Consider the following 22,942-nt stretch of genomic DNA (forward strand, 5'->3'; position numbering starts at 1 on the left):
TACCGGGGGGTGGGGAAACACAAGAATTGATCCGTCGTCACCTCTGGAACCACAGCGGTCTGGAACCACAGCGGTCGGGCGAGAAAAGATGGTGAGCACCGGTGCGGAAGAAGCGGCTTCGGGGCACCAAGCGCGAGCACGTCAGTGAGTCCCGTGATCAGCACGAACAGGCACAGGAAGCGGCCGGGCCCCTTCCAGAACCCACGGCGGCGCCGGAGCCACCACGGGGGCGCCCCGCGCGCGTCCGCAACCGGCTGACCGCGTCCGTCGCCCTCGTCTCCGTCGCCGTCCTCGCCGCCGGTGCCCCCGCCGTCCTCAGCGCCCTCGACGACGCGACCGAGGTGCAGAAGCTGGTGGAGCTGGCCGAGGCCAACCGGGGCACGGTGGCCCTCGCGCACTCCCTCGCCGACGAACGCGACGCCATGACCGCGTTCGTCGCCGCAGGCCGTACCACCACTGCCACCGCCGGGGGCGGCGTCTCCGAGGACCAGCGCGCCCGGGTCGACCGGCAGGTCGCGGAGGTGCGCGGGCAGGTCCCGGCCGCCCTCGCCACGCTGCTCGGCACGCTCCCCGAGATCCGTCAGCAGGCGCTGACCGGGAAGGGCTCGTCCCTCGACGTCTTCGACGCGTACACCGAGGCCGTCCAGGCGCTGAACCGGGTCGCCGACACCCTCGCCCGCAAGCTCCCGCCCGACGCCGACACCGGTCCGGCCCCCGCGCTCGCCCCGCTCGGCCGCGCCGTGGAGCAGGCGTCCGCCACCCGTGGGCTGCTGCTCGCCGCGCTCGCCGACCGTGGCGGCCGGTCCCGGCTGACCGTGGCCGCCCAGCGCACCGAGGTGCGCGAGCAGTCCGCGCTCGCCGACTTCCGGCAGCTCGCCCCGGCCTCCGCGCGCGACGCCTACGACCGCACCGTCAACGGCACCGAGGTCACCACCGCCGAGCGCTACCTCGACCGGCTCACCGATCAGCCCCAGCTCTCCGGTCAGGACCTGTTCGTCAACAAGAGCCGCCTCGAAGCGGCCCTGACCGCCCGCATCGACCGGATGCGCGGGGCCGAGTCCGCGCTCGCCTCCGCCGAGATCACCCGGCTCGGGCAGCTGCGCGACGACGAGGTCACCGCCCTGGAGGTGAGCATCGCCCTGGCCGGTGCCTGTCTGCTGCTCGCCCTCGGCACCAGCATCCACAGCGCCCGCTCGATGACCCGCCCGCTGTCCGCGCTGCGGCGCGGCGCCCGCCGGGTCGCGGCCAGCCCGGCCGCCGAGCAGCCGATCGCCTTCAAGGGCCGTAACGACGAGTTCGCCGACGCCGTACGGGCCGTCAACGAACTCCACCGGGCCGCGCTGCGCCAGCACGAGCGGCTGACCGGGCTCGACGGCGAACGCACCCAGTGGGCCGGTGAGCGGCGGCGACTGGCCGACGAGGCGGCCGAGCTGCGCGCCGAGCGGGACGCGGTCGCCACCCGGCTGGAGGGGCTGCGCGCCCGGGTCCACAGCAGCTTCGTCAACCTGGCGCTGCGCAGCCTCGGGCTGATCGAGCGGCAGCTGGCGATCATCGAGTCCATGGAGGAGCAGGAGCAGGACCCCGACCGGCTCGAAACGCTGTTCCAGCTCGACCACCTCGCCACCGGCATGCGCCGCTACGGCGAGAACCTGCTGATCGTCGCGGGCTCCGAGCACCAGACGAACCACCCAGGGCCGGTGCCGCTGCTGGACGTGCTGCGCGCCTCGATCAGCGAGGTCGAGCGGTACGACCGGGTGCACATCCAGTCGCTGCCGCCGCACGCGCAGGTGGCCGGGTTCGCCGCCGACAGCGTCAGCCACCTGATCTCCGAACTGCTGGAGAACGCCACGGCGTTCTCACCGCCGGACGCCGCGGTGCAGGTGTCCGGCTGGCTGCTGGAGAGCGGCGAGGTCATGCTCTCCGTCCAGGACGAGGGCATCGGCATGACGCCCGAGCGCCTCGCCGAGCTGAACGAACGGCTCGCCGACCCGGTCCCCGAGTACTGCCAGGGCCCGCAGCCGGACGATCCGCTGGGGCTCGGCCTGTACGTGGTGACCCGGCTCGCCGCGCGGCACGGCGTACGGGTGTCGCTGCGCGAGCAGCAGCCGGGCGGGGTGGCCGCCGTCGTCGTTCTGCCCGTCAAGATCCTCCCGGCGGGCCCGCCCGGCGCCGGACTCCCGCCCGCCCCGCCCGCCGCCGCGAGCGGCCCGCTCGGCACCACCGGCCTGCCCGCCTTCCCGGGCGCCGCGGCCGAGGCCAATGGCAACGCCCTCCCGGACCACGGCCGGGTCGCGGGTGGCGGAGGCGTACCGGGCCAGCGCCGCCCGGCGGCGGACGCGGCCGAAGCGGTCGGCGCGGCGGACTTCAGCGATACGGACCGTACGGAGCCCACCCCCGAGCGCGAGCCGGAACCGGAACCCACCGCGCAGGACGCGGGCCCCGAGACGGTGTCGTGGGCCGCCCCCGGCGAGGCCTGGGCGGGCGGCGCGGACGAGGACCCGTACCTCATGGAGCCGACGCCGCCGCGCGGGCATCCGGCCCCCGGCCCGGTGGGGGAGGAGCTGCCGGTCCTGCCGAAGCGCACCCCGAAGACGGCCCAGGCCACCGAGCGCACCATGGAACTGACCGTGCCCGGCGGCGTTCCGGCGGACCATCCGCAGGAAGCGCCGGGCGGTGAGCAGCCGTTCGACGCCCGCGCGGTGCGGCCCGCCGCGGCGGACGCCTGGGGCCCGGCGGACCCGGCCGGTCCCGCAGAGCAGCCGGAGCAGCGGGACCAGCCACACGACCCGTACGCGATAGGGCCCGACCAGCACACCCGTGCCCCGGAGGCGACCGGCCAACTGCCCCGCACCGGCAAGGGACTTCCCAAGCGGACACCGCGGAGCGTGGCCCTCCGCGACACCGACCCGCAGGAGCGCACAGGGTCGGTGAACGCGGAGGAATTGCGGCGTAGGCTGGGCGGGTTTCAGCGCGGCGCGCGGGACGGCCACCGGGACGCGGAGGCCGAGATCGCCGCACACAGCGCGGCAGAACAGCGGGGCACGGCGCAAACGGGGGCGCAGGACGGGGGCGGCACGGTTGAGGAGGCACGCGGGTGAATGCGCCCAGTAGTACCTACGGGTTGAGTTCCGAGGCCCGTAATCTGCACTGGCTGCTGGCGAACCTGGTCGAGGAGGTGCCGGGGGTCCGCTCGGTGGCCGTCGTCTCGTCCGACGGGCTGATGCTGCTGTCCTCCGACGCGCGGCACGTCGCCGCGCCCACGGGCCCGACGGTCCAGGACGGCCCGAAGGGTTCCACCGCGGACCTCGCGACGATCGTGTCGGGGCTCGGCAGCCTGACGCTCGGCGCGGCGAAGCTGATGGACGGCGGCGGAGTCAAGCAGACGGTGGTGGCGATGGACGAGGGCAGTCTGTTCGTCATGTCGATCAGCGATGGTTCGCTGCTGGGGGTGCACGCCACCCCGGACTGCGACATGTCGGTGGTCGCGTACCACATGGCGCTGTTCGTGGGCCGGGCCGGACATGTGCTCACCCCCGAACTGCGGTCCGAACTACGGAGGTCGCTGGAGTCGGCGCGGTGACGGCGGCGTCCGGCCGGGCCGCGCGCAGACCGGGGCGGGTGCGTCCGTACTCGCTCACCGGAGGGCGCACCCGCACGGAGCACGTGCTGCTGGTGGAGACGTTCGTGGCGTCGCTTGAGCCCGCGGACGGACCGGTGGACGGACCGGTGGACCCGGCCCTGGCTCCGGCGCCGGAAGAGGCACAGGGCGACGGCCCGGGGGCGCGGATGCTGCCGGAGATACGGGCCATCATCGACCTGTGCCGCAGAATGCGTTCGGTCGCGGAGGTCTCCGCGATGCTCAAGATTCCGCTGGGCGTGGTCCGCGTCCTGCTCAGCGATCTCGCCGATCAGGGAAAGATCCGCGTGTACGGCACCGGGCGGGGCCCGGGACAGCCGGATCGCGCGTTGCTCGAAAGGGTGCTCGTTGGACTTCGCAGACTCTGAGACGATGACGGTGACCCCGCCGCATGTGTCGGAGATACCCGGCGCCGGTATACCCGGTGCCGAAGAACGGCTGCAGAGCTGGCAGACGGACCGCTCCCGGGCGCCGATCGCCACGAAGATAGTGATAGCGGGGGGTTTCGGCGTCGGGAAGACGACGTTCGTGGGCTCGGTCTCGGAGATCACTCCGCTGCAGACCGAGGCCCTGATGACGCAGGCCAGCGAGGACGTGGACGATCTCGGCGCGACGCCCGAGAAGCTGACCACGACCGTCGCGATGGACTTCGGGCGGATCACGCTCGCATCCGATCTGGTGCTCTATCTCTTCGGCACCCCGGGCCAGCAGCGGTTCTGGTTCATGTGGGACGACCTGATGCGCGGGGCGATCGGGGCGGTCGTGATGGCCGACACCCGGCGGCTGGAGGACAGCTTCCCGGCGCTGGACTACTTCGAGAGCCTGGGCCTGCCGTATGTGGTGGCGGTCAACCACTTCGAGGGGACCCCGCTCTACGGCCCCGACGACGTCCGGGACGCACTCTCCGTAAAGCCCGAGGTGCCGGTGGTGACCATGGACGCGCGGCAGCGGGTGACGGTGGTGGACGCGCTGCTCGCCCTGGTGGGCCACGCCGTTGACGTCTCACCCGAGTGAACTAACCTCAGCTCCGCTCGGGGAATGGAATGCCCCGTTCCTCTTCCTGTCCTGAGCCTGAGAGAGAGTCACAGCCATGCGGAACATACTCATCGTCGGCGCCGGTCAGTCCGGCCTCCAACTCGCCCTCGGTCTCCAGGCCGAGGGCTACGAGGTCACCCTGATGGCCAACCGCACGGCTGACGAGATCCGCTCCGGGCGCGTCATGTCCACGCAATGCATGTTCCATACGGCGCTGCAGCACGAGCGCGACCTGAAGCTCAACTTCTGGGAGGAGCGGGCGCCGCGCGTCGAAGGCCTCGGCGTGTCCATCGCCGGACCGCCGACGCCCGAGGGGCCGCACGCCCGCGCCGTCGACTGGGTCGGGCGGCTCGACGGCTACGCCCAGTCCGTCGACCAGCGCATCAAGATGGCGGGCTGGATGGAGCTGTTCGAACAGCGCGGCGGCCAGCTGGTCATCCATGGCGTGTCCGTCTCCGACCTGGACTTCTTCACCCAGAGCCACGATCTGGTGCTGGTGGCCGCGGGCAAGGGCGAACTGGTCTCGCTCTTCGGCCGCGACGCCGCCCGCTCCCCGTACGACACCCCGCAGCGCGCGCTGGCCGTCAGTTACGTGCACGGGCTGGGGCCGCGCCCCGAGCACCCGGACTACGACGCGGTGCGCTGCAACCTGGTCCCGGGTGTCGGCGAGCTGTTCGTCATGCCGACCCTCACCACCAGCGGGCGCGCCGACATCCTCTTCTGGGAGGGCGTCCCGGGCGGCCCGGCCGATGTGTTCCAGGGCGTCACCGACCCGTCCGCGCATCTGGCCACCACGCTGGAGCTGATGGAGCGGTTCACTCCGTGGGAGTACGCGCGGGCCACCAAGGTCGAGCTGACCGACGCGGGCGGCACGCTCGCCGGGCGGTACGCGCCGACCGTACGCAACCCCATCGGCGAACTGCCCGGCGGCGGCCTGGTGCTCGGCGTCGCGGACGTCGTGGTGGCCAACGACCCGATCACCGGACAGGGCTCCAACTCGGCCGCCAAGTGCGCCGCCTCCTACCTGGAGAGCATCGTCGCCCACGGCGACCGGCCGTTCGACGCCGCCTGGATGCGCGAGACGTTCGACCGCTACTGGGCCACCGCCCGGCACGTCACCAAGTGGACCAACGCGATGCTCGCCCCGCCGCCCGAGCACATCGTGGAACTGCTCGGCGCGGCGAGTGGCCTGCCGCCCGTGGCCGACCGGATCGCCAACGGCTTCGACGACCCGTCCGACTTCGAGCACTTCTTCTACGAGCCGGAGCAGGCGTCGGCCTATCTGGCCTCCCTGGCCTAGGGCTGTCAGCGGCGGGCCGCGCCCGGACGGACCACGCCCTGCACCGGGTTGGACGCGAGCGGGGACAGCCGCACGGTGGTGCCGGGCCGGGGCGCCTGCACCACCTGGCCGCCGCCCGCGTAGATCGCCACATGGCTCGCGCCCTTGTTGTAGATCACCAGGTCGCCGGGGCGCAGCTGGCTGAGCGAGATCCTCGGCAGCTGGCGCCACTGCTCCTGGCTGGTGCGCGGAATGGTCCGTCCCGCGTGCGCCCACGCCTGGGAGGTCAGCCCCGAGCAGTCGAAGGAGTTCGGCCCCTCGGCGCCCCACACATACGGCTTGCCGATCTGGTTGAGCGCCCACCGCAGCGCCCGCTGCCCGGCCGACGCCGAGGCCATCGGGAGCCGCCCGGGGGTCTTGGGTCCCGCGCCGGTGGCGGGCGTACCGCCGCCCGTGCCCTGGGCGGGGCGGCTGGGCACCGTCCCGGCACCTTGCCCGCCGCCGGTGTCCTGCCCGCCACCCGTGTCCGTGTCCGTCCCCGTGCCCTGGGCCGGACCGGGGCCCGGGGCGGGCGGCGGCGGGGCGGCGCCCTGGGCGCGTTGCGTGGCGCCGCCGAGCACCCCGGAGGCGACCAGCTTGCGCTGCGCCTTGTTGGTCTCCTCGCGCTCCCGCTCCGCCACCTGGGTGATCTGGCGGGCGGTCAGCGAGGCGAGCATCTTCTCGATCTTCGTGAGCCGCTTCTTGACCTTGTCGCGCTGTTTCTTCTTCTTCGCGCTCAGCGACAGCTGCTTGTCCAGGGCGGTCCTGGCCTTGGTGGCGAGGGCGTCGGCGTGCCGCTCGCCCTTGGTCAGCCGCTCCACCACGGCGGCCTCCCGGCCCGCCGCCCGGTCCAGCTCGCGCGCCTGGTCGGCGGCGTTCTCCGGATGCGGGGTGAGCAGCGTCAGCAGGAAGGTGTACGAGGAGAGCTGGGTGTGGCCCTGGTACTGCTGGCGGGCCAGCCGCCCCGCGTCCTCCCGGCTGGCGGCCAGGTCGGTGCGGCTGTCGGCGAGGTCGTCGGTCAGATCGCGGGTCTTCGCCCGCTGTCTGCGCAGCTTCTCCTCGGTCGCGTTGTACGCCTCGGTCGCCTCCTCGGCCTTCCGGTACAGCGTCTTGAGCTGGGTGAGCAGCCCGGCGACGGACCGGTCGGCGGGCCGGTCGGGCTGCGCGGGGGCGGCCGTGGCCGCCGGGACGGGCGGGACGAGCGCGACGGTCGCGGTGATCGCCGCCGCGCAGACCGAGCCTACGATCCGTCCTGACACGGGCTCACACCTCCGGCTGCGGGAACGGGGTCCGACGACCACCTCAGCAGGAACGCGGCGTGACAGTCGTACTTTCGGGAGAATGATGGGCAAGTCGGCCCAACACGGTCACCCGTCCGGAGGGCGGCGGAGCAGCCTCCGCGCACGTCTCAGCCCCGTTTGGACCACGGCCATTTCGGTCCGCCGCGCGGCGTGCCCTCCGGGTCGTACTCGTACCGCCAGCCCCGGATCAGGCCCAGTCGGGACGTGCTCGCCGGGGTGCGGCGGTAGATGTGGACGGTCGGCGGGCCGCCCGCCTCGTCCGGGACCGGGACCTCGTACGTCTTCGGCGGCTGGCCCGTGGCGCCGACCAGGACCGGCAGCACCCGGCCGTCCAGCGGCCCGCCGACGAACGGCGTCTCCTCGCTTCTCACCGCACCACCCTCACAGCAGGTGCCGCGCCTCGCCGAACACCGGTGCCACGCGCCGCACCAGCGCGCCCACCGGACCGTGCGCGGGCTCCGCGGCGAGGGCCGCCCGTATCACCCGGGCCGCCTGCGGATCGGTGGCCGCGGTGGCGGACAGCAGTGCCACGAAGTGGTCCACCAGCCAGTCCCGCAGCTCCCGGGCCGACGGCTGCTTGTTCTCGTCCAGCCAGATCAGCGAGGCCGCCTCGACCGCCGTGATCCAGGTGCGCACCATCATCCGCAGCCGGGCGCCGGGCTTCTCGGCGGGCTCGTCGGCCGCATCTGCCGCGTCGGCCGCCACGTGCAGCAGGATCTGCTCGGCCGCGGCCCGCCGCACCTCGTCCACGATGGCGCTCGTCCGCGAGGTCTCGGCCACGCTGCCGCCGTGCAGCAGCGCGCTGAACCCCGCGTCGTGCTCGTCGACGAAGGTGAGATAGCGGTCCAGTACGTTGCCCAGGCGGGCGCTGAGCGGGCCGGTGCGCGGCTCCTCGAAGCACCCCTCCAGCTCGTCGGCGGCGCTGCGCAGCGCCGCCTCGTACAACTGCTGCTTGCCGCCGGGGAAGTAGCGGTAGACGAGCGGGCGGGAGGCGCCCGCGGCCGAGGCGACATCGTCCAGCGACACGTCCTCGGGCGCGTGGTGGGCGAACAGGCCGAGCGCGGCGGTGATCAGTTCGGCGCGCCGCGCCTCGACACTGAGCCTGCGGTACGCCCCGCGGCGCACGGTGGCCGGGGGCGCCGCGGTCGCCCGGTCCGCGTCAGCGGGGACGTCCGCTTCCGCCGGGGCGGTGCCACTGCTCGTCGTCATGCCTGGCAGCGTAACCGCCCCGGGGCGCACACCGAGGGGCGGCCCGTTGACGAAGACGCCCGCACGGACCCGCGCTACAGCAGGCCGCTGCTCTGCCACAGCTTGCGTCCCGCACCGCGCAGCACCCCGACGTCGTCGAGGAATTCGGTCAACCGCCGGGCCCCGCCGCGCATCACCTCACGGCGGTGGCCGCTCGCCCGCACCTGGGCGACGGCCGCCCGCCGGTCGAGCCCGACGTCCGTATACACCCGCGGGTTGACGAAGGCGAGCGAGAACACCCGGGCGAACTCGCCCGAGCCGACCCGGGTCAGCTCCTTCTCCCAGCGCGGCGCCCGCACCATCTGGCGGCGCAGCTCCTCCCGGGCGTACCGCACATGGCGCGCCTCCTCCACCACATGGATCCGGGTCACGCCGCGCACCAGCGGCTGGACGCGCTCATCGGGGAACGTCAGCCGCTGCATCCAGTCCAGCACCTCCTCGCCCAGCAGGGTGGCGGTGAACGAACCGGGCGTGGTGGAGAACGTCTTGAAGAACCGGCCCAGGTTCTGGTGGAGCCGGGACACCGGATACGCGGGGGTGCCGCACTTGGCGATCAGCCGCGCGAACATCTGGGAGTGGCGGCACTCGTCGGCGATCTCGGTGAGCGCGTAGCGGACATGGGCACTGGTCGCGGGCTTGTCGTAGATGTGCCGGGTGAGCAGCTGGATCAGGATGATCTCGAACCAGATGCCGAGCGAGGCCAGCGCCGCGGCCTCGTGCCGCGACAGCAGCATCCGCTGCTCCTCGGACATCCGCCGCCACATCGGGGTGCCGTAGAGGGAGACCAGCTCCGGCGGCCAGAACCACTTGTCCGGCTCGTGCGGCGCGTCCCAGTCCAGCTCGGTGTCCGGGTCGAACGAGTGCCGGGCGGAGGCCCGCAGCAGCCGCTCCGCCACCTTCTCCCGGTCCTTGAGGAGCCCGAGCGCGTCCCGGGGCGCGGCTGATTCGGTCGGGGTCGTCATCGCTGGGGAACACCTCGCGGAAGTGGTCGCGGCCGGACAACCCTTATGAGACTCTGTGTCAGCAAGCCCGTCAATCCCCCGCGGAAGTGTTGGTGCGCTAGCGAGGCGAAGGAGACGACGTGTCGACGCAGGACCTCTACGCCATGGACCCCGGCGACCCGATGTGGCAGGTGCCCGCGGGCGGCGCCGCCCGGTTCAGCTGGGAGTACGACGACCACCGGGCCCGGCTGCTCGCCCTGTACCAGAAGGGCAAGGACAAGCAGTGGGACGCGACCAAGCGGATCGACTGGGACCTTGAGGTCGACCCGTACGACCCGCTCGGCGCCCCCGACGAATCGCTGGCCCTCTACGGCACACCCCACTGGGACCGGATGTCCGGCCGGGACCGGGCCGAACTGCGCCGCCACGCCGCCTCCTGGCAGTTCAGCCAGTTCCTCCACGGCGAGCAGGGCGCGATGGTGTGCGCCGCCCGCATCGTCGAATCGGCGCCCGACCTCGACGCCAAGTTCTACTCCGCGACCCAGACCATGGACGAGGCCCGCCACGCCGAGCTGTACGGCCGCTTCCTGCACGAGAAGGTCGGCATGGTCTACCCGATCAACGACAACCTCCAGGCGCTGCTGGGCGACACCCTCCGCGACTCCCGCTGGGACATGGCCTATCTGGGCATGCAGGTCCTCATCGAGGGCCTGGCCCTCGCCGCCTTCGGCCTCATCCGCGACACCACCGACAAGCCCCTGCCCAAGCAGCTCCTCGCCTACGTCATGCAGGACGAGGCCCGCCACGTGGCCTTCGGCCGGATGGCGCTGCGCGACTACTACCGCGACCTGACCGACGCGGAGCTGCGCGAGCGCGAGGAGTTCGTCATCGAGGGCTGCTACCTCATGCGTGACCGGCTGCGCGGCACCGAGGTGCTGGAGAACCTGGGCATCCCGAAGGCCGAGGCCGAGGAGTACGCGGAGCGCTCCCCGTATCTGCACCTCTTCCGCAAGCTGCTGTTCAGCCGCATCGTGCCGTGCGTGAAGGACATCGGCCTGTGGGGCGAACGGCTCCAGCGCGCCTACGTCGACATGGGCGTCCTGGAACTCGGCGACAGCAATCTCGACCTGCTGATGAACCAGGACGAGGAGCTGGCCGAGGCCCTGGACGCCCAGCGCTTCGCCGCCGAGGAGACCGCCCGTACCGGCGAGGTCGAGGAGGCCATCGCGCAGGGCGCGGCGGACGGCTGAGGCGGCTCAGCTGTCCACTGGACCGGAGGGGCGGATGGCCTCCGCGGCCGCCGCCGCGAATTCGGCGAGGGCGCGGGGGCAGCGCCAGCGGGATTCCGCTTCGGCGGAGGAGAGTTCCCCGGCGTCGGCCCGGCCGGACCGCTTGGTGAGCTGGTCCCAGGACACGTCCTCGGCTGCGGGGTCGCCGATCAGCTCCAGGGCGGTGGGAAAGCACTCCAACTGCTCGATGTCGAGGCCCTGGTCGCTCGGGTGCCCCGGATGGCCGCAGGCCGCCCACGCCCCGTCCGCCGCGACGGCGCGCAGCGCGGCGGCGGCCCGGTCGGCCACCTCGGGGGCCGAGTGACACATTTCGTTCCCGTACATCAGCACCAGACCGAGGACCGGGAACGCCACCTCGGCGGAGCCGCCGCCGTGCGCCGCCCGGGCCTCTTCGAGCCGGTCCACGCACGCGGTCACCACCGCGTCGAGTTCTTCGTCGTCGCCCAGGTAGAAGCCGTGGAAGACGCACTCGTAGTCGTCGATCAGGTCCTGCAGCGCATTCATGATCGCTGCGACGCGCCGCCGGTCCCGCGCGGTTCCCCTACGCCTGCTGTTGTTGCTGCTGCTCCTCCACCCAGCGCAGGAAGGCGATCTGCCGGGACATGAGGGTGACCAGCTCGTACGCGGTGTGGGAGGCGGCCACGGAGGTGATGTCGGCGTGGTCGTACGCCGGGGCGACCTCGACCAGGTCGGCGGAGACCAGGTGGCAGTCGGCGAGCCCGCGCACGATCTCCAGCAGCTCGCGGGAGGTGAGGCCGCCCGCCTCGGGGGTGCCGGTGCCGGGGGCGTGCGAGGGGTCCAGGACGTCGATGTCCACCGAGATGTACAGCGGCCGCTTGCCTATGCGCTCCTTGAGCTGCTGGATGACCTCGTCCACCCCGCGCCGCATCACATCGGCCGAGGTGACGATCCCGAAGCCCAGCTTGGTGTCCTCGTCCAGGTCGCCCTTGCTGTAGAGCGGGCCGCGGGTGCCGACGTGGGAGAGGGCGGAGGTGTCGAGGATGCCCTCCTCGACCGCGCGGCGGAACGGCGTTCCGTGGGTGTACTGCGCGCCGAAGTGGTTGTCCCAGGTGTCCAGGTGCGCATCGAAGTGCAGCAGCGCCACCGGGCCGTGCTTGCGGGCCACCGAGCGCAGGATCGGCAGCGCGATGGTGTGGTCGCCGCCGAGCGTCATCAGCTGCGCGCCCGTGGACAGCAGCTCCTCCGCGCCCGCCTCGATGTTCTCGATGGCCTCTTCGAGGTTGTGCGGGTTGGCGGTGATGTCACCGGCGTCCGCGACCTGGACGTAGTGGAACGGGTACGCGTCCTGCGCCGGGTTGTACGGGCGCAGCTGCCGCGACGCCTCCCGGATCGCGTTCCCGCCGAACCGGGCGCCCGGCCGGTAGGAGACACCCGCGTCGAACGGGACCCCGACCACGGCGATGTCCGTGGTGCCGACCTGGTCCAGGCGCGGCACGCGGCCGAACGTCGCGGGCCCCGCGAAGCGCAGCGTGCGCTCGGTCTCCTCGGGCGGAACGGGCATGGCGGGGTCGCGATCGGTCGCGCTCATGGCGGAACTGGGCCTTTCACGTGGGGGGTTGCTCGGCAGTCGTCACCTACATCACCCATTCAATCCCCCGAATGGGTGATTGCCCACTGCGGCCTCCCCCTATAGAGGAACCACGCCCCTATGGGGCAGCCGGTATGCCCCTCCAACTTCGCCCCGATGCCCAGGTCTTGCTAGGTTCTTGATCACCGCCACCGGAAAGGCCGAGGTCATGTGGGGATGTCCCGGGCCGGGGGCGGTTATGTGAAGGAACGGCCAAAGGGTGCTCTCCACGGCGGTGGGGGGCACCCCTTTGCCGGGCGGTTCCGGAGGATGATGGTGGGGTGCGGATTCGAACGAGCACCATCGAGGAACTTCCCCATCTCCAGGACATAGAGCGCGCCGCAGGACGGTGCTTCCGGGACATCGGGATGGACGAGATCGCCGACGACGAGCCCCTGAGCCTGGCCGAGCTGGAGCGCTATCAGCGCGCCGGGCGGGCCTGGGTGGCGGTGGACGACACGGACCGGGCCATGGCCTACGTGATCACCGACCCCGTCGACGGCAACACGCACATCGAGCAGATCTCGGTGCACCCGGACAGCGCCCGCCGAGGGGTGGGCCGGACGCTGATCGAGTACGTGGCGGCGCGCGCCGCCGCCGACGGCGTCCCCGCGCTGACCCTGACCACCTTCGTGGACGTCGCGTGGAACGCCCCGTACTACGCGGCCCGCTGCGGCTTCCGTACCCTGGCGGACGCCGAACTCACCCCCGGGCTGTGGGAGATCCGCCGCAGCGAGGCCGGGCACGGGCTGGACCGCTGGCCACGGGTGTGCATGCGAAGGGAGACCCGCTGATGAGCACGTCAGGCCTTACGGCCACCGAACTGCTGGGCCTGCCCGCCGACGCCCGCGCGCTCCTCCTCAACGCCGACGACTTCGGCATGTACCCGGCGGTCAACACCGCCGTCATCGAATCCATCGAGGACGGCATCGCGGCCTCGTGCAGCCTGATGGTGCCGTGCCCGGCGGCGCCGCACGCGATGGAACTGCTGCGCGCGCGGCCGCACATCCCGTTCGGGGTCCACCTCACCCTCGTCCGCGACCTGCCCCACTACTCCTGGGGGCCGCTGTCGCCGAAGGAGCGGGTGCCGTCGCTGCTGGACGGGGCGGGGGAGCTGTACGCGTCCGCCGCCATCCCGGAGCTGCTGGCCCGGGCCCGCCCGGCGGAGGTCGAGCGCGAGTTCCGCGCCCAGATCGACGCCGTACGGGACGCCGGGCTCGCCCCCGCCCATCTGGACTGGCACTGCCTGGCCGACGGCGGCCGCGAGGACATCCGCGACCTGACGCTCGCGCTGGGCGCGGAGTACGGCCTGGCGGTACGGATCTGGCGCGAACCCGCGCGGGACGCGCTGCGGCGGCGCGGACTGCCCGCCCTCGACCACCCGTTCCTGGACAGCTTCGCCCTCGACATCGACGGCAAGGCGGACCAGTACGCCCGGCTGCTGCGCGACCTGCCGCCCGGGTTCACCGAATGGGCCGTCCACCCGGGGCTCGACGACGCCCACGCGCGGGCCGTCGACCCCGGCGGCTGGCAGGTCCGCAGCACCGACCACGCCTTCCTGACCTCACCGCAGGCCCGCGACATCCTCCGCGAGGAGGGCATCGCGGTGGTCGACTACGGGACGCTGCAACGGATCTGGACGGCCGCCGGATAGGACGGTGTGGGGGAGCGGCTGTTCGTGGGGGAGCGGCGGCCCGCACAGCTCGGCCACGGCCCCCCCGCAGCGCCCGTATCCGCGCCGTCTCCCCGCCCCGCCGCCACACCAGGCCGAGCATCGAGTCCGGCAACCCCTCCACCGGGACGAACGTGATGTCGCGGCGCCCGTGGTACTCGGCGGTCGGCGCGACCAGCGGGCAGCCCGCCAGCTCCTCGGCGTCCACCGCGCCCCGCCCCGCGAAGGCGTGCCCGGCGCGGACCACCAGCGTCCACCTCACCGCCGCGCACCGTGCCGAACGGATCGGCCATCGGGATCTTCACGGTCTCCGGCTCGCAGCCGGGATGCCGCTCCCGGAAGGATCTCCAGCCCGGACACCGGCCGCCTCCTGTGGTCCTCCACCGATCGATGAGTCCCGCTCAGAGAAGACTGAGGGCTTCGGCGTTGTTCCCGGCCGGGGGGCGGCGGTTCATTTGAGTCATGTCGAATTCCACGCCCCCTACCACGGAACTCACCACTCCGGCAGGCGCATCCGGGTCAGCCGCACCCGCGCACTCACCGCACTCGCCGCTCAGAGCCTGGCTCGCCGTCGTCGCCGTGGCGTTCGGCACCTTCTCCGTCGTCACCACCGAGATGCTCCCGGTCGGCCTGCTCACCTCCATCGGCTCCGCGCTGCGGGTCTCGCCCGGTACGGCGGGCCTGGCCATGACCGTCCCCGGGCTCGTCGCCGCGGTCGCCGCGCCCCTCCTCGCCGTCACCGTCGGCCGCCTCGACCGGCGGCTGGTGCTGTGCGGCCTGCTGGCACTCCTCGCCGCGGCCAACCTGGCCTCGGCCCTCGCCCCCACCTTCGCCGTGCTGCTGCTGTCCCGGGTGCTGGTCGGGGCGTGCATCGGCGGGGTGTGGTCCCTGGCCGCGGGGCTCGCCGTACGACTCGTACCGGAGAAGTCCGCGGGTACGGCCACTTCGCTGATCTTCAGCGGGATCGCCGTCGCCTCCGTCCTCGGCGTACCGGTCGGAACGCTCATCGGCGACCTGCTCCACTGGCGCGCCGCGTTCGCCGGGATGGGCGCGCTGGCGCTGGCGACCGCCGCGGTCCTCGCCGTCACCCTGCCGCCGCTGCCCGCCACCGAGACCATCCGGCTGCGCGAGGTGCCGGGGCTGTTCCGCAACGCCCGGCTGCGGGTCGGGCTGATCACCACGGCGCTGGTGGTCACCGGCCACTTCGGCGCGTACACGTACGTCCGCCCGGTGCTGGAGGACGTCTCGGGCGTACGGACGGGGCTGATCAGCACCCTGCTGCTGGCGTACGGCGTGGCGGGCATCGCCGGGAACTTCCTGGCGGGCGCCACCGCCCACCGCGACCCGCGCCGCACCCTCATGGTCATCTTCACCGCCCTGGCCACCGCGGTCCTGCTCGTCCCGGTCGCGGGCGGCACCCTCGGCGGGGCGGTCGCGCTGCTGGTGCTGTGGGGGCTGGCGTACGGCGGGGTCTCGGTGACCTCGCAGACCTGGGTGCTGCACGCGGCGCCGGAGACGCGGGAGGCCGCCTCGGCGCTGTTCGTCGGCGTCTTCAACATCGCGATATCGCTGGGCGCGCTGCTCGGCGGCCGGGCGGCGGACGGGATCGCGCTCGTCGGCGTCATGTGGTTCGGCGGGGCGCTCGCGGTGCTGGCGCTGGCGCACGTGGCGATCTTCGGAAGGCGGTAGCCGGGCGGTATTCGCGTGCCGTGAGACCCTGAAACCAGGGGGCTCGTCTTCGGGAGTGATCCGATGGCAGTGAGCATGCACGTGGTCTGGAGCAAGACCGAGCCGGGGCGCGTCATCTACGAGACGCACTCGATCGAGACGATCACCGACGGCAAGGGTGTCCACGCGACGGTCGACAGCCATACGTACGAGATCTCTGTCGGCAGCCGCGCGGAGGCGGAGTCGATCGCGGACGCGGAGGGATACGAGCTGTTCCGCAAGGGCGAGGCGTGGGAGAGCCTGCCCGAGGAATGAAGCCGGAGCGGCACACCCGCCGGGGGTGGGTCTGGCCTGTGCTCATTGCCCGTGCTCATTGCCCGTGCTCATTGCTGTGCCGCCCCGCGCGGGCGCGGGGCGGCACAGACATCACCTATGACTTAACCGTGGCTCAGCAGGAAGTCCACGTCCCGGGCGTCCGACGACGCGGCGCCGCCGACCGTGACCGGCTTGGTGGCCGGTGCGTAACCGCTGGCGACCACCGTGTAGTGCTCACCGGTCAGCCCCTCGAAGCCGAACGCCCCGTCCGTGCCCGTGACGCACTGCCCGACGACGTCGCCGGAGGCGTCCAGCAGCGCCACACGGGCGTCCTCCAGCGGACGTCCGCCCTGGTCACGTACGGTGCCGCCGACTCGGGCGGCGGGCCGCAGCGACACATCGACCCGCACCGGCTCACCGGCGGTCAGCTCGACCTGGGTGGCGTGCGGACGGTGTCCGTCGGCGCTGAGCGTCAGCGTGTACGTGCCAGAGCCCAGCTCCGGAAGCGCGAACTCACCCTTCTCGTCCGCCGTCGCCGAGCCCGCCACCTCGCCGTCCGCGCCGGTCGCGGTGGCGGTGGCCCCGGCCAGCGGCCCGCCGCCCTCGGCCCGGACGGCCCCGGTCAGCCCGCCGCCTCCGGCCAGCCGCAGGTCGCAGAGGACCGGGACGTCCGACACCAGCAGCGTGGCGGCCTGCGGCTGGTGGCCGGGCGCCGAGCCGATCAGGACGACGCTCGCGCCGCCCGGCGCGGTCACGGTGTAGCCGCCGTCGCGCCCGGTGACCGTACGGCCGAGCTGGCGGCCGCCGGTGTCGATCAGGGTGACGGCGGCGTCGGCCAGCGGGCTGCCGTCGGGGCCGAGGACCCGGCCGTGAATGACGCTGCCGGTGAGGCCGTCCTCGGCCTCCTCAACGGCGGGTTCCGGCGCGGGATCCGGCGCGGAGACAGCCGCAGGGGCGGATGTGACGGCGGCAGGACGCCGCCCCGGCAGACAGAAGGCGATGAGCAGACCCACGATCGAGGCCGCGCACGCCACCATGAACGACGTCTGGAAGCCCTCCTTGCTCGGCAGCGCGACCCCGCCGAAGTCCGTCGTCTGACGGGCCAGGATCACCCCCACCACCGCGCTGGAGGTGGACATGCCGATGGACCGCATCAGGGTGTTCAGACCGTTCGCCGCGCCCGTCTCCCGGGCCGGTACGGCGCTGACGATCAGGGTCGGCATGGCCGAGTACGCGATGCCGATGCCGACGCCGAGCGCGGTGGCCAGCACCACGATCTGCCAGATCTCGTCGATCATCACCAGGCCCGCGCCGTACGTCGCGCCGATCACGATGATGCCGCTGATCAGCGAGACCTTGGGGCCGCGGGCGGCGTTGATGCGTGCGGACAGCGGCGAGACCACCATCATCGCCACGCCCATCGGGGCGAAGTACAGACCCGCCATGACCATCGACTGGCCGAGCCCGTAGCCGGTGGCCTCAGGCAACTGCAGCAGCTGCGGAAAGATCAGCGACATCGCGTAGAACGAGAAGCCGACCATGATCGAGGCGAGGTTGGTCAGCAGCACCTGGCGGCGCGCGGTGGTCCGCAGATCGACCAGCGGCTCGGCGGTGCGCAGCTCGAAGACGCCCCACAGGAGCAGGATCACCACGGCCGCGCCGAACAGCCCGAGCGTCGTACCGCTCGCCCAGCCCCAGTCGCCGCCCTTGGTGATCGGCAGCAGCAGACAGACGAGCCCGGCCGTGAGCCCGAGCGCGCCGACCAGATCGAAGCGGCTGGGGGTACGTACGGCGGACTCCGGGACGACGGCGAGTACGAGCGCGATCGATATCGCGCCCAGCCCGGCGGCACCGTAGAACAGCACGTGCCAGCTGGTGTGCTGCGCGACGAACGCGGCGGCGGGCAGCCCCAGCGCACCGCCGATGCCGAGCGAGGAGCTCATCAGGGCCATCGCCGAGCCCAGCCGCTGCGGCGGCAGCTCGTCCCGCATGATGCTGATGCCGAGCGGAATGGCGCCCATCGCCCCGCCCTGGATCGCCCGGCCGATCACCATCACCACCAGGTCGGAGGTGACGGCGCAGGTCAGCGACCCGACGACGAGCAGTATCAGCGCGACCATCAGCATCCGGCGCTTGCCGAACATGTCCCCGAGCCGCCCCATGACGGGAGTCGAGACCGCCCCGGCGAGCAGGGTCGAGGTGACCACCCAGGACGCGTTCGAGCTGGTGGTGTGCAGCAGTTGCGGCAGCTCGCTCACGAGCGGGACGACCAGCGTCTGCATCACCGATACGGCGATGCCGCAGAACGCGAGCACTGCCACGAAACCGCCACCGACCTCGCGCTGCGGGAGCGAGGCGCCGACCGGCGCGGCTCTGGTGGGCTCCTCGACGCGGGCTGGGGCTGACTGGGCCATGCGGATGAGGCCTCCAAGCGGTACAACAGGGATGAGTGGGAGATGTGCATACTACACATGATGTGTATCGTGCACACTTCTGTTTCATGGAGCGCGGGCGACGAGGAGGAAGCGTGCTGGAGCGGTTGGAACTGCTGGAACGCGAGCTGATGCTGGTCGCCAGGTGTCACGTCCTGACCCCCCGTGACCGCAAGGCATCGGGCCCCGAGCCATGCGACCCACCCACTCCCGACCGCCTGGACCGCTCCGCCTACCTCCTCCTCTCCCGCCTGGACGCGGAGGGCGCGATGTCGATCGGCCAGCTCGCCGACGCGTTCCAGCTCGACGTCTCGACCGTCAACCGCCAGACCGGCACCCTGCTGCGCGGCGGCCTGGCCGAGCGCATCCCCGACCCCGACGGCGGCCTGGCCCGCAAACTCCGCGTCACCACCCTGGGCGCCGAACGCCTCACCGCCGAACGCGACTGCCGCCGCACCAGCCTGTCGCGCCTGCTCGAAGACTGGACCGAGGAGGACCTGTCCCGCTTCGGCGAGGCCCTGACCCGCTTCAACCGCGAGGTGGAAGCGCACGACGGCCGCCCGTGGCCCCGCGCGGAAGAATCGGAATCCCCGCCCGAGGGAACGCGTTGACCTGAGTACGCCCCTACTCAAGGAGAACGCGATGCCCACCCCACACCCCCACACCAACTCGACCTCCGGCCACCGAGTAGAGATAGAACGCGGCACCCAGCACATCAAGGTCACCATCGACGGCCAGGTAGTAGCCGAGACGGACCGCCCGCTGCTCCTGCACGAGACCGGCCTGCCGGTGCGCTACTACCTCCCCCCGGAGGACGTGGACCTCACCCTGTTCGAGCCCACCGACACCCGCACCACCTGCCCCTTCAAGGGCGAGGCGGCGTACTGGACGTACATAGGCCCGGACAGCGGCGCCGAACTGCGCCCCGACGTCGTGTGGACGTACGCACAGCCGATCGACGCGGTACCCGAGATCAAGAACCACCTCTCCTTCTACGACTCCGTAGCCAAGATCACGGTCTCCTGACCCCGGGGCTAACGCCCCTCCGTGCCCCCATCACCCCATCAGCGGACGTCCCCCTCCCTCCCCGGGGGAACGGCTGACGCGTGCACCTCCACGCGTACTCCTGGCTGGGCGAGAAGGAGCAGTTCGACCACGAAACCCTCCGCCGCCTCCCCGACCGCCCCCTGCCCCCGGTCACCCCGGAGGACGAGGAGCACTACCGCACCCTCCTCGACACCTTCCGCCGCTCCGAGCTGCCGCCCATGGAGACGGCGTACTGGCTCCTCAAAACCCCCGCCCTCATCCGCGCCACCTTCCACGAACCCAAGGACGCCGCCACCTGGCTGGGCCAACAACTCACCGACCACGCCCCCGGCTTCCTCTCCCGAGACGAAGCCAACACCGCCCGCCTCTCCCGCCTGGTAGCCACAGCTGCGGACCGTATGTCTGAAGGCGCCGACATCTCCCTGGGCTTCTACACAGGCCACACGTCCTTCCTCTCCCTAGCGGTAGTCACCTGCTCCCCGAACCCCCAGGCCCCCGACCTCCCCTGCCCCCAGCCGAGCCCTCCTACCCAGGGCAACTGAGTACCCGAGGCGATCCCTCCCCACCCCGCCCACGGTTGGGTGGACGAATGAACGAGACAGCTGCCACCGACCCGAACGCCGACGCGGCTCACGACCGAAGACTCCGCATCGCGGCAAAGATCGGCGTCGCCCTGCTGATCCCCACCGCCATCATCAGCATCGTCCTGTCCCTCATGACGGAGCGCGCCGCCGACTGCGTCATGTACGGCAACCAGTGCTCCTCAACCCCGGGTTCGGTGATCTGGGCCGCACTCCTCGCCTCGGCGGCGCTGGGCCTCTACGCCGCAACCTGCCCCCGAAAGCGCCTGCCGTTCCCCACGGCCCGCTCCTGGGCGGTCAAGCTGCAGTGGTTGGCTCAGCTGACGATGGCAATGCTGCTCCTCACCTCTCCCTGAGCCCCCGGGCCCGGCTGTCAGCCCACAGGCTCCGGCTCTGGAACCCGCGCCTCTTCCTGGATCAGCTCGCGCAGTTTGGCACGCGTCTCGGCGTCGGTGGAGTAGATCACCGTGCCCACCATTCCCCGGGTGAGCAGCACCTTGTAGGTGTTGCGGATCAGATCTGTCACCACGTCGTCGGGGGTGGATTTTCGGAATACCGGGTCTTTGGACTTCGTACGGTCGACAACCCAGCGGTCACCACGCCACACGAGGTCCGGCCCCAGGATGACACCGCTCCAGTCGTACTCGAAGCCCTGCGCCGTATAGACACAGCCGACCTGGCCGAACCCGGCCGGATCCGTGGCCCACAGCGCGGCAGGGGGCGCTCCCGCCACCGCCCGGTCCCCGTAGACGTTCCACGGCCGGGCCCAGTCCCCGATGACGACGTCCTCGGGGAGCGGCTGGCCCGGCGCCGTCTTCGTGGTCCACTTCCAGCAGTACCCGGCGGACATACGGGCGCTGTAGTCCTTGGCGCGTCGGTCATCGAGGAACTCCTCCAATTGCTGGGGGCTTTCCGCGACCGCGAGCTGCATCTTCCCGTCTGGCTCCCACTGGACCGGTCCGCCGTCCTCCAGCCCCAGCAACCGCAGCACCCACTGCAGGTAGGCGTCACTGCCCCCGCAGCGGAACTGACTGTCGAGTGACACCACGGTGCATCGCAGACCCTTTCGGGTCGCGGCCGCTTCGATCTCTCGCTGGGAGCCCATCTCACCGGGACGAACGATCTGGTGATCATCGAGCAGGAACACCGGCACACGGGCGGCGTCGATCAGCTCGTCCACCTGAGGCTTGTCGGTGCGGTTCGCGGCCGGCGTGTAGCGGTTGGCCGAGGTCAGGCGCATCCGATGCGCCTCGTCGCAGATGAGCACCTCGAAGTCGTTGGGTTCGGCGGTCATGAAGCTGTTGAAGTACTTGAAGAGGTCCTGCACTTCGCGCTTCCGGGCACCGGCCACCTTGCGCATGGTCTTGGTGAACGACGCGGAACCGGTGGCATGCAGCGCAGACCTGCCCTGCCGGTACAGCTCTCCCAGTAGGGACAGCGCGATGACGCTCTTTCCACTGCCCGGTCCGCCGGTGACGACGATGACTTCCTTGCTGTCGGAGCGCTGCGCGTTCCGTACGGCCCTGAGTACCAGTTCATACGCCAGCTTCTGCTCACTCAGCAGTTGGAACTGTTCCCGATCGCGGACCTCGTCCGCGGCCGCCTTGATGAGCTGGGTCGACGGCTTCACCGCCGCATTCCGGAAGGCGTCGGCGGTGAGAGCGCCGGGTTCCGCCGCAAGGTGATCCCGGAGGAACGCGATGAACTCGCCGCGCCTGTCGCCGGTGAAGAACCGCCCACGAGGGCTCTGCCCGGCGGCATCCAGTCCGCCGACACCGAACTCCGTCGCGTTGTGCAGATACGCGGCCCCGACGATCCGGTGCTCGTTCTTGTCGAGGCTCCCGTTGAACTGCGCGAGGTAGTCGCAGTAGCCCCGTACCTGTTCGATCGGATTGAGCACCGGCTTGGCGTGCATTCCGGCGACGTGGCAGAGGCGGGGGGAGTCCTCGTCGGGATAGGCCTCGGTCCACTGCTTGAGCTCGATGACGACGTAGGAGGGCTCGCCGGTCTTCGGATGAACACCGGCGAGTACCGCGTCTGCCCGCTTGCTGGTGAGCGGCAGCGTGTACTCGAGCATCATCTCGACGTCATCCAGACCAGCCTCCAGCAGCGCGCTCACCAGCGCGGGGATGGAGTGCCTCCATGAGCGGGCCTCAGCCTCGGAGGGATTGTGGCCGTGCAGGTGGACGAAGCGGTCCGTCAGATGGAAGTACAGCGCCTCGGAGTGCATCTCGGCGGCGACCGAGGCAACGGATTCGCGGATCAGCAAGGAAGGCCCCCAGGCAGCACGCAGTGGCTGGCGCGGGTGGGGGCATGTCCTCTGATTCCAGCCGGGGCGGTGCCCAGGAGGAGCGGAAGCCCGGCGGGCCGCGTGAATTTCGGTCTCAACTCTAGCTCTGTCATTCGCGGTGCTTTCGGCCCTTGGGGCCGGGAGCGGCACGTCGGCGACGTGCCGCTCCTCACCTCACCGGATTCCTTCACTGGCGCCGCCACCACGGCCTCAGGAAGTGCCGGAAAGCCGTGGCCAGCGCCCGGATGATCTGCGGGCGGTCAGTCGAACGACTGCCCCGGAGCGCGGAATTGGCGATCACGCCGAGCGTGACGCAGACGACGGCGCAGCAGATCACTGCTGCCACCGCACCTACGCACACGGTGACGAGAAGGGAAGAGGACAGCACGGCAAGCCTTTCGGACGCATACGTCGCCCAGTGGGACGAAACGTTTCCCCACGGCGCGGACGCAGTCATCGGGTGAGGAGATCGGATCAGGCAGAAGAGGAAGAGGGGGAAGGCCGGATCGGCCGACCTACGCGGTCCCGTTGCCTGGGTGCTGTCCGAGGGGCGACAGCCGAGAAGGGCGAGTCGCTGTCG

23 protein-coding genes are annotated in these 22,942 nt (G+C 71.6%); 14 read left to right on the forward strand and 9 right to left on the reverse strand.

Annotated elements, in window-relative coordinates; genetic code table 11:
* Positions 1-101: 101 nt before the first annotated feature.
* The 5 genes from ACWC5C_RS30920 (at position 102) to ACWC5C_RS30940 (ending at position 5,972) form a co-directional block, all read left to right on the forward strand.
* Positions 102-3,098, forward strand: a complete 2,997-nt coding sequence (locus tag ACWC5C_RS30920) for a nitrate- and nitrite sensing domain-containing protein (protein WP_450880733.1) — start codon at positions 102-104, stop codon at positions 3,096-3,098.
* Complete coding sequence (locus ACWC5C_RS30925) at positions 3,095-3,580, forward strand: roadblock/LC7 domain-containing protein (protein WP_385440351.1); 486 nt, start codon at positions 3,095-3,097, stop codon at positions 3,578-3,580. Before ACWC5C_RS30920 ends, ACWC5C_RS30925 begins: the two co-directional genes overlap by 4 nt.
* Positions 3,577-4,005: a DUF742 domain-containing protein gene (locus tag ACWC5C_RS30930; protein ID WP_450880735.1), complete on the forward strand. Its 429-nt coding sequence runs from the start codon at positions 3,577-3,579 to the stop codon at positions 4,003-4,005. Before ACWC5C_RS30925 ends, ACWC5C_RS30930 begins: the two co-directional genes overlap by 4 nt.
* 4 nt (positions 4,006-4,009) lie before the next feature.
* On the forward strand, positions 4,010-4,651 hold the full coding sequence (locus ACWC5C_RS30935; protein ID WP_385440347.1) for a GTP-binding protein: 642 nt from the start codon (positions 4,010-4,012) through the stop codon (positions 4,649-4,651).
* 76 nt (positions 4,652-4,727) lie between these two features.
* Complete coding sequence (locus tag ACWC5C_RS30940; protein WP_450880737.1) at positions 4,728-5,972, forward strand: styrene monooxygenase/indole monooxygenase family protein; 1,245 nt, start codon at positions 4,728-4,730, stop codon at positions 5,970-5,972.
* 5 nt (positions 5,973-5,977) lie between these two features.
* Here the strand turns inward: ACWC5C_RS30940 and ACWC5C_RS30945 are convergent, their stop codons facing one another.
* The 4 genes from ACWC5C_RS30945 to ACWC5C_RS30960 form a co-directional block, all read right to left on the reverse strand.
* Complete coding sequence (locus ACWC5C_RS30945) at positions 5,978-7,249, reverse strand: NlpC/P60 family protein (RefSeq protein ID WP_450880739.1); 1,272 nt, start codon at positions 7,247-7,249, stop codon at positions 5,978-5,980.
* A 149-nt stretch (positions 7,250-7,398) separates the two neighbouring features.
* On the reverse strand, positions 7,399-7,662 hold the full coding sequence (locus tag ACWC5C_RS30950) for a hypothetical protein (protein ID WP_450880741.1): 264 nt from the start codon (positions 7,660-7,662) through the stop codon (positions 7,399-7,401).
* 10 nt (positions 7,663-7,672) lie between these two features.
* Positions 7,673-8,500, reverse strand: a complete 828-nt coding sequence (locus tag ACWC5C_RS30955; RefSeq protein ID WP_450880743.1) for a TetR/AcrR family transcriptional regulator — start codon at positions 8,498-8,500, stop codon at positions 7,673-7,675.
* A 74-nt stretch (positions 8,501-8,574) separates the two neighbouring features.
* Positions 8,575-9,501, reverse strand: coding sequence for an AurF N-oxygenase family protein (locus ACWC5C_RS30960; RefSeq protein WP_385440338.1), 927 nt, complete (start codon positions 9,499-9,501; stop codon positions 8,575-8,577).
* Between the two features lie 119 nt (positions 9,502-9,620).
* On the opposite strand from ACWC5C_RS30960, the gene ACWC5C_RS30965 reads away from it, so the two are divergent.
* Positions 9,621-10,730, forward strand: a complete 1,110-nt coding sequence (locus ACWC5C_RS30965; RefSeq protein WP_450880745.1) for a ferritin-like domain-containing protein — start codon at positions 9,621-9,623, stop codon at positions 10,728-10,730.
* 6 nt (positions 10,731-10,736) lie between these two features.
* Here ACWC5C_RS30965 and ACWC5C_RS30970 read toward each other — a convergent pair whose 3' ends face one another.
* Together ACWC5C_RS30970 and speB are read right to left on the reverse strand one after the other, a co-directional pair.
* Positions 10,737-11,273 carry a hypothetical protein gene (locus ACWC5C_RS30970; RefSeq protein WP_450880747.1) on the reverse strand — a complete coding sequence of 179 codons (537 nt, stop codon included), beginning with the start codon at positions 11,271-11,273 and terminating at the stop codon, positions 10,737-10,739.
* A gap of 37 nt (positions 11,274-11,310) precedes the next feature.
* Positions 11,311-12,318 (reverse strand): agmatinase, encoded by a 1,008-nt coding sequence (gene speB, locus ACWC5C_RS30975; RefSeq protein WP_450880749.1) that lies wholly within the window; start codon positions 12,316-12,318, stop codon positions 11,311-11,313.
* Positions 12,319-12,638: 320 nt separating this feature from the next.
* Here speB and ACWC5C_RS30980 point away from each other — a divergent pair, with 320 nt between their 5' ends.
* The 4 genes from ACWC5C_RS30980 to ACWC5C_RS30995 all read left to right on the forward strand — a co-directional run bounded on the left by ACWC5C_RS30980 (position 12,639) and on the right by ACWC5C_RS30995 (position 16,012).
* Positions 12,639-13,151 carry a GNAT family N-acetyltransferase gene (locus ACWC5C_RS30980; RefSeq protein ID WP_450880751.1) on the forward strand — a complete coding sequence of 171 codons (513 nt, stop codon included), beginning with the start codon at positions 12,639-12,641 and terminating at the stop codon, positions 13,149-13,151.
* Positions 13,151-14,011 (forward strand): polysaccharide deacetylase family protein, encoded by an 861-nt coding sequence (locus ACWC5C_RS30985; protein ID WP_450880753.1) that lies wholly within the window; start codon positions 13,151-13,153, stop codon positions 14,009-14,011. Before ACWC5C_RS30980 ends, ACWC5C_RS30985 begins: the two co-directional genes overlap by 1 nt.
* Before the next feature lie 480 nt (positions 14,012-14,491).
* Positions 14,492-15,718 (forward strand): MFS transporter, encoded by a 1,227-nt coding sequence (locus ACWC5C_RS30990; RefSeq protein ID WP_450880755.1) that lies wholly within the window; start codon positions 14,492-14,494, stop codon positions 15,716-15,718.
* A 63-nt stretch (positions 15,719-15,781) separates the two neighbouring features.
* The gene (locus ACWC5C_RS30995) at positions 15,782-16,012 is read left to right on the forward strand and encodes a hypothetical protein (RefSeq protein WP_385440321.1); all 231 of its coding nucleotides are present in this window, start codon (positions 15,782-15,784) and stop codon (positions 16,010-16,012) included.
* Positions 16,013-16,134: 122 nt separating this feature from the next.
* Here ACWC5C_RS30995 and ACWC5C_RS31000 read toward each other — a convergent pair whose 3' ends face one another.
* Positions 16,135-18,426, reverse strand: coding sequence for an MFS transporter (locus ACWC5C_RS31000; RefSeq protein WP_450880757.1), 2,292 nt, complete (start codon positions 18,424-18,426; stop codon positions 16,135-16,137).
* Between the two features lie 149 nt (positions 18,427-18,575).
* Here ACWC5C_RS31000 and ACWC5C_RS31005 point away from each other — a divergent pair, with 149 nt between their 5' ends.
* The 4 genes from ACWC5C_RS31005 to ACWC5C_RS31020 all read left to right on the forward strand — a co-directional run bounded on the left by ACWC5C_RS31005 (position 18,576) and on the right by ACWC5C_RS31020 (position 20,428).
* Entirely contained in the window at positions 18,576-19,055 is a 480-nt protein-coding gene (locus ACWC5C_RS31005) for a MarR family winged helix-turn-helix transcriptional regulator (protein ID WP_450880856.1), read from the forward strand.
* A gap of 31 nt (positions 19,056-19,086) precedes the next feature.
* The gene (locus ACWC5C_RS31010; RefSeq protein ID WP_385440318.1) at positions 19,087-19,470 is read left to right on the forward strand and encodes a DUF427 domain-containing protein; all 384 of its coding nucleotides are present in this window, start codon (positions 19,087-19,089) and stop codon (positions 19,468-19,470) included.
* A gap of 80 nt (positions 19,471-19,550) precedes the next feature.
* Positions 19,551-20,033, forward strand: a complete 483-nt coding sequence (locus ACWC5C_RS31015; protein WP_450880759.1) for a hypothetical protein — start codon at positions 19,551-19,553, stop codon at positions 20,031-20,033.
* Between the two features lie 47 nt (positions 20,034-20,080).
* A complete protein-coding gene (locus tag ACWC5C_RS31020) occupies positions 20,081-20,428 on the forward strand; it encodes a hypothetical protein (protein WP_450880761.1) in 348 nt (115 codons plus the stop codon).
* A 17-nt stretch (positions 20,429-20,445) separates the two neighbouring features.
* On the opposite strand, the gene ACWC5C_RS31025 is transcribed toward ACWC5C_RS31020, so the two are convergent.
* Together ACWC5C_RS31025 and ACWC5C_RS31030 are read right to left on the reverse strand one after the other, a co-directional pair.
* Positions 20,446-22,341 carry a DNA/RNA helicase domain-containing protein gene (locus ACWC5C_RS31025; RefSeq protein WP_450880858.1) on the reverse strand — a complete coding sequence of 632 codons (1,896 nt, stop codon included), beginning with the start codon at positions 22,339-22,341 and terminating at the stop codon, positions 20,446-20,448.
* 208 nt (positions 22,342-22,549) lie between these two features.
* On the reverse strand, positions 22,550-22,819 hold the full coding sequence (locus tag ACWC5C_RS31030) for a hypothetical protein (protein ID WP_450880763.1): 270 nt from the start codon (positions 22,817-22,819) through the stop codon (positions 22,550-22,552).
* Positions 22,820-22,942: the final 123 nt, after the last annotated feature.

The sequence above is a fragment of the Streptomyces sp. NPDC001700 genome, assembly GCF_053596435.1.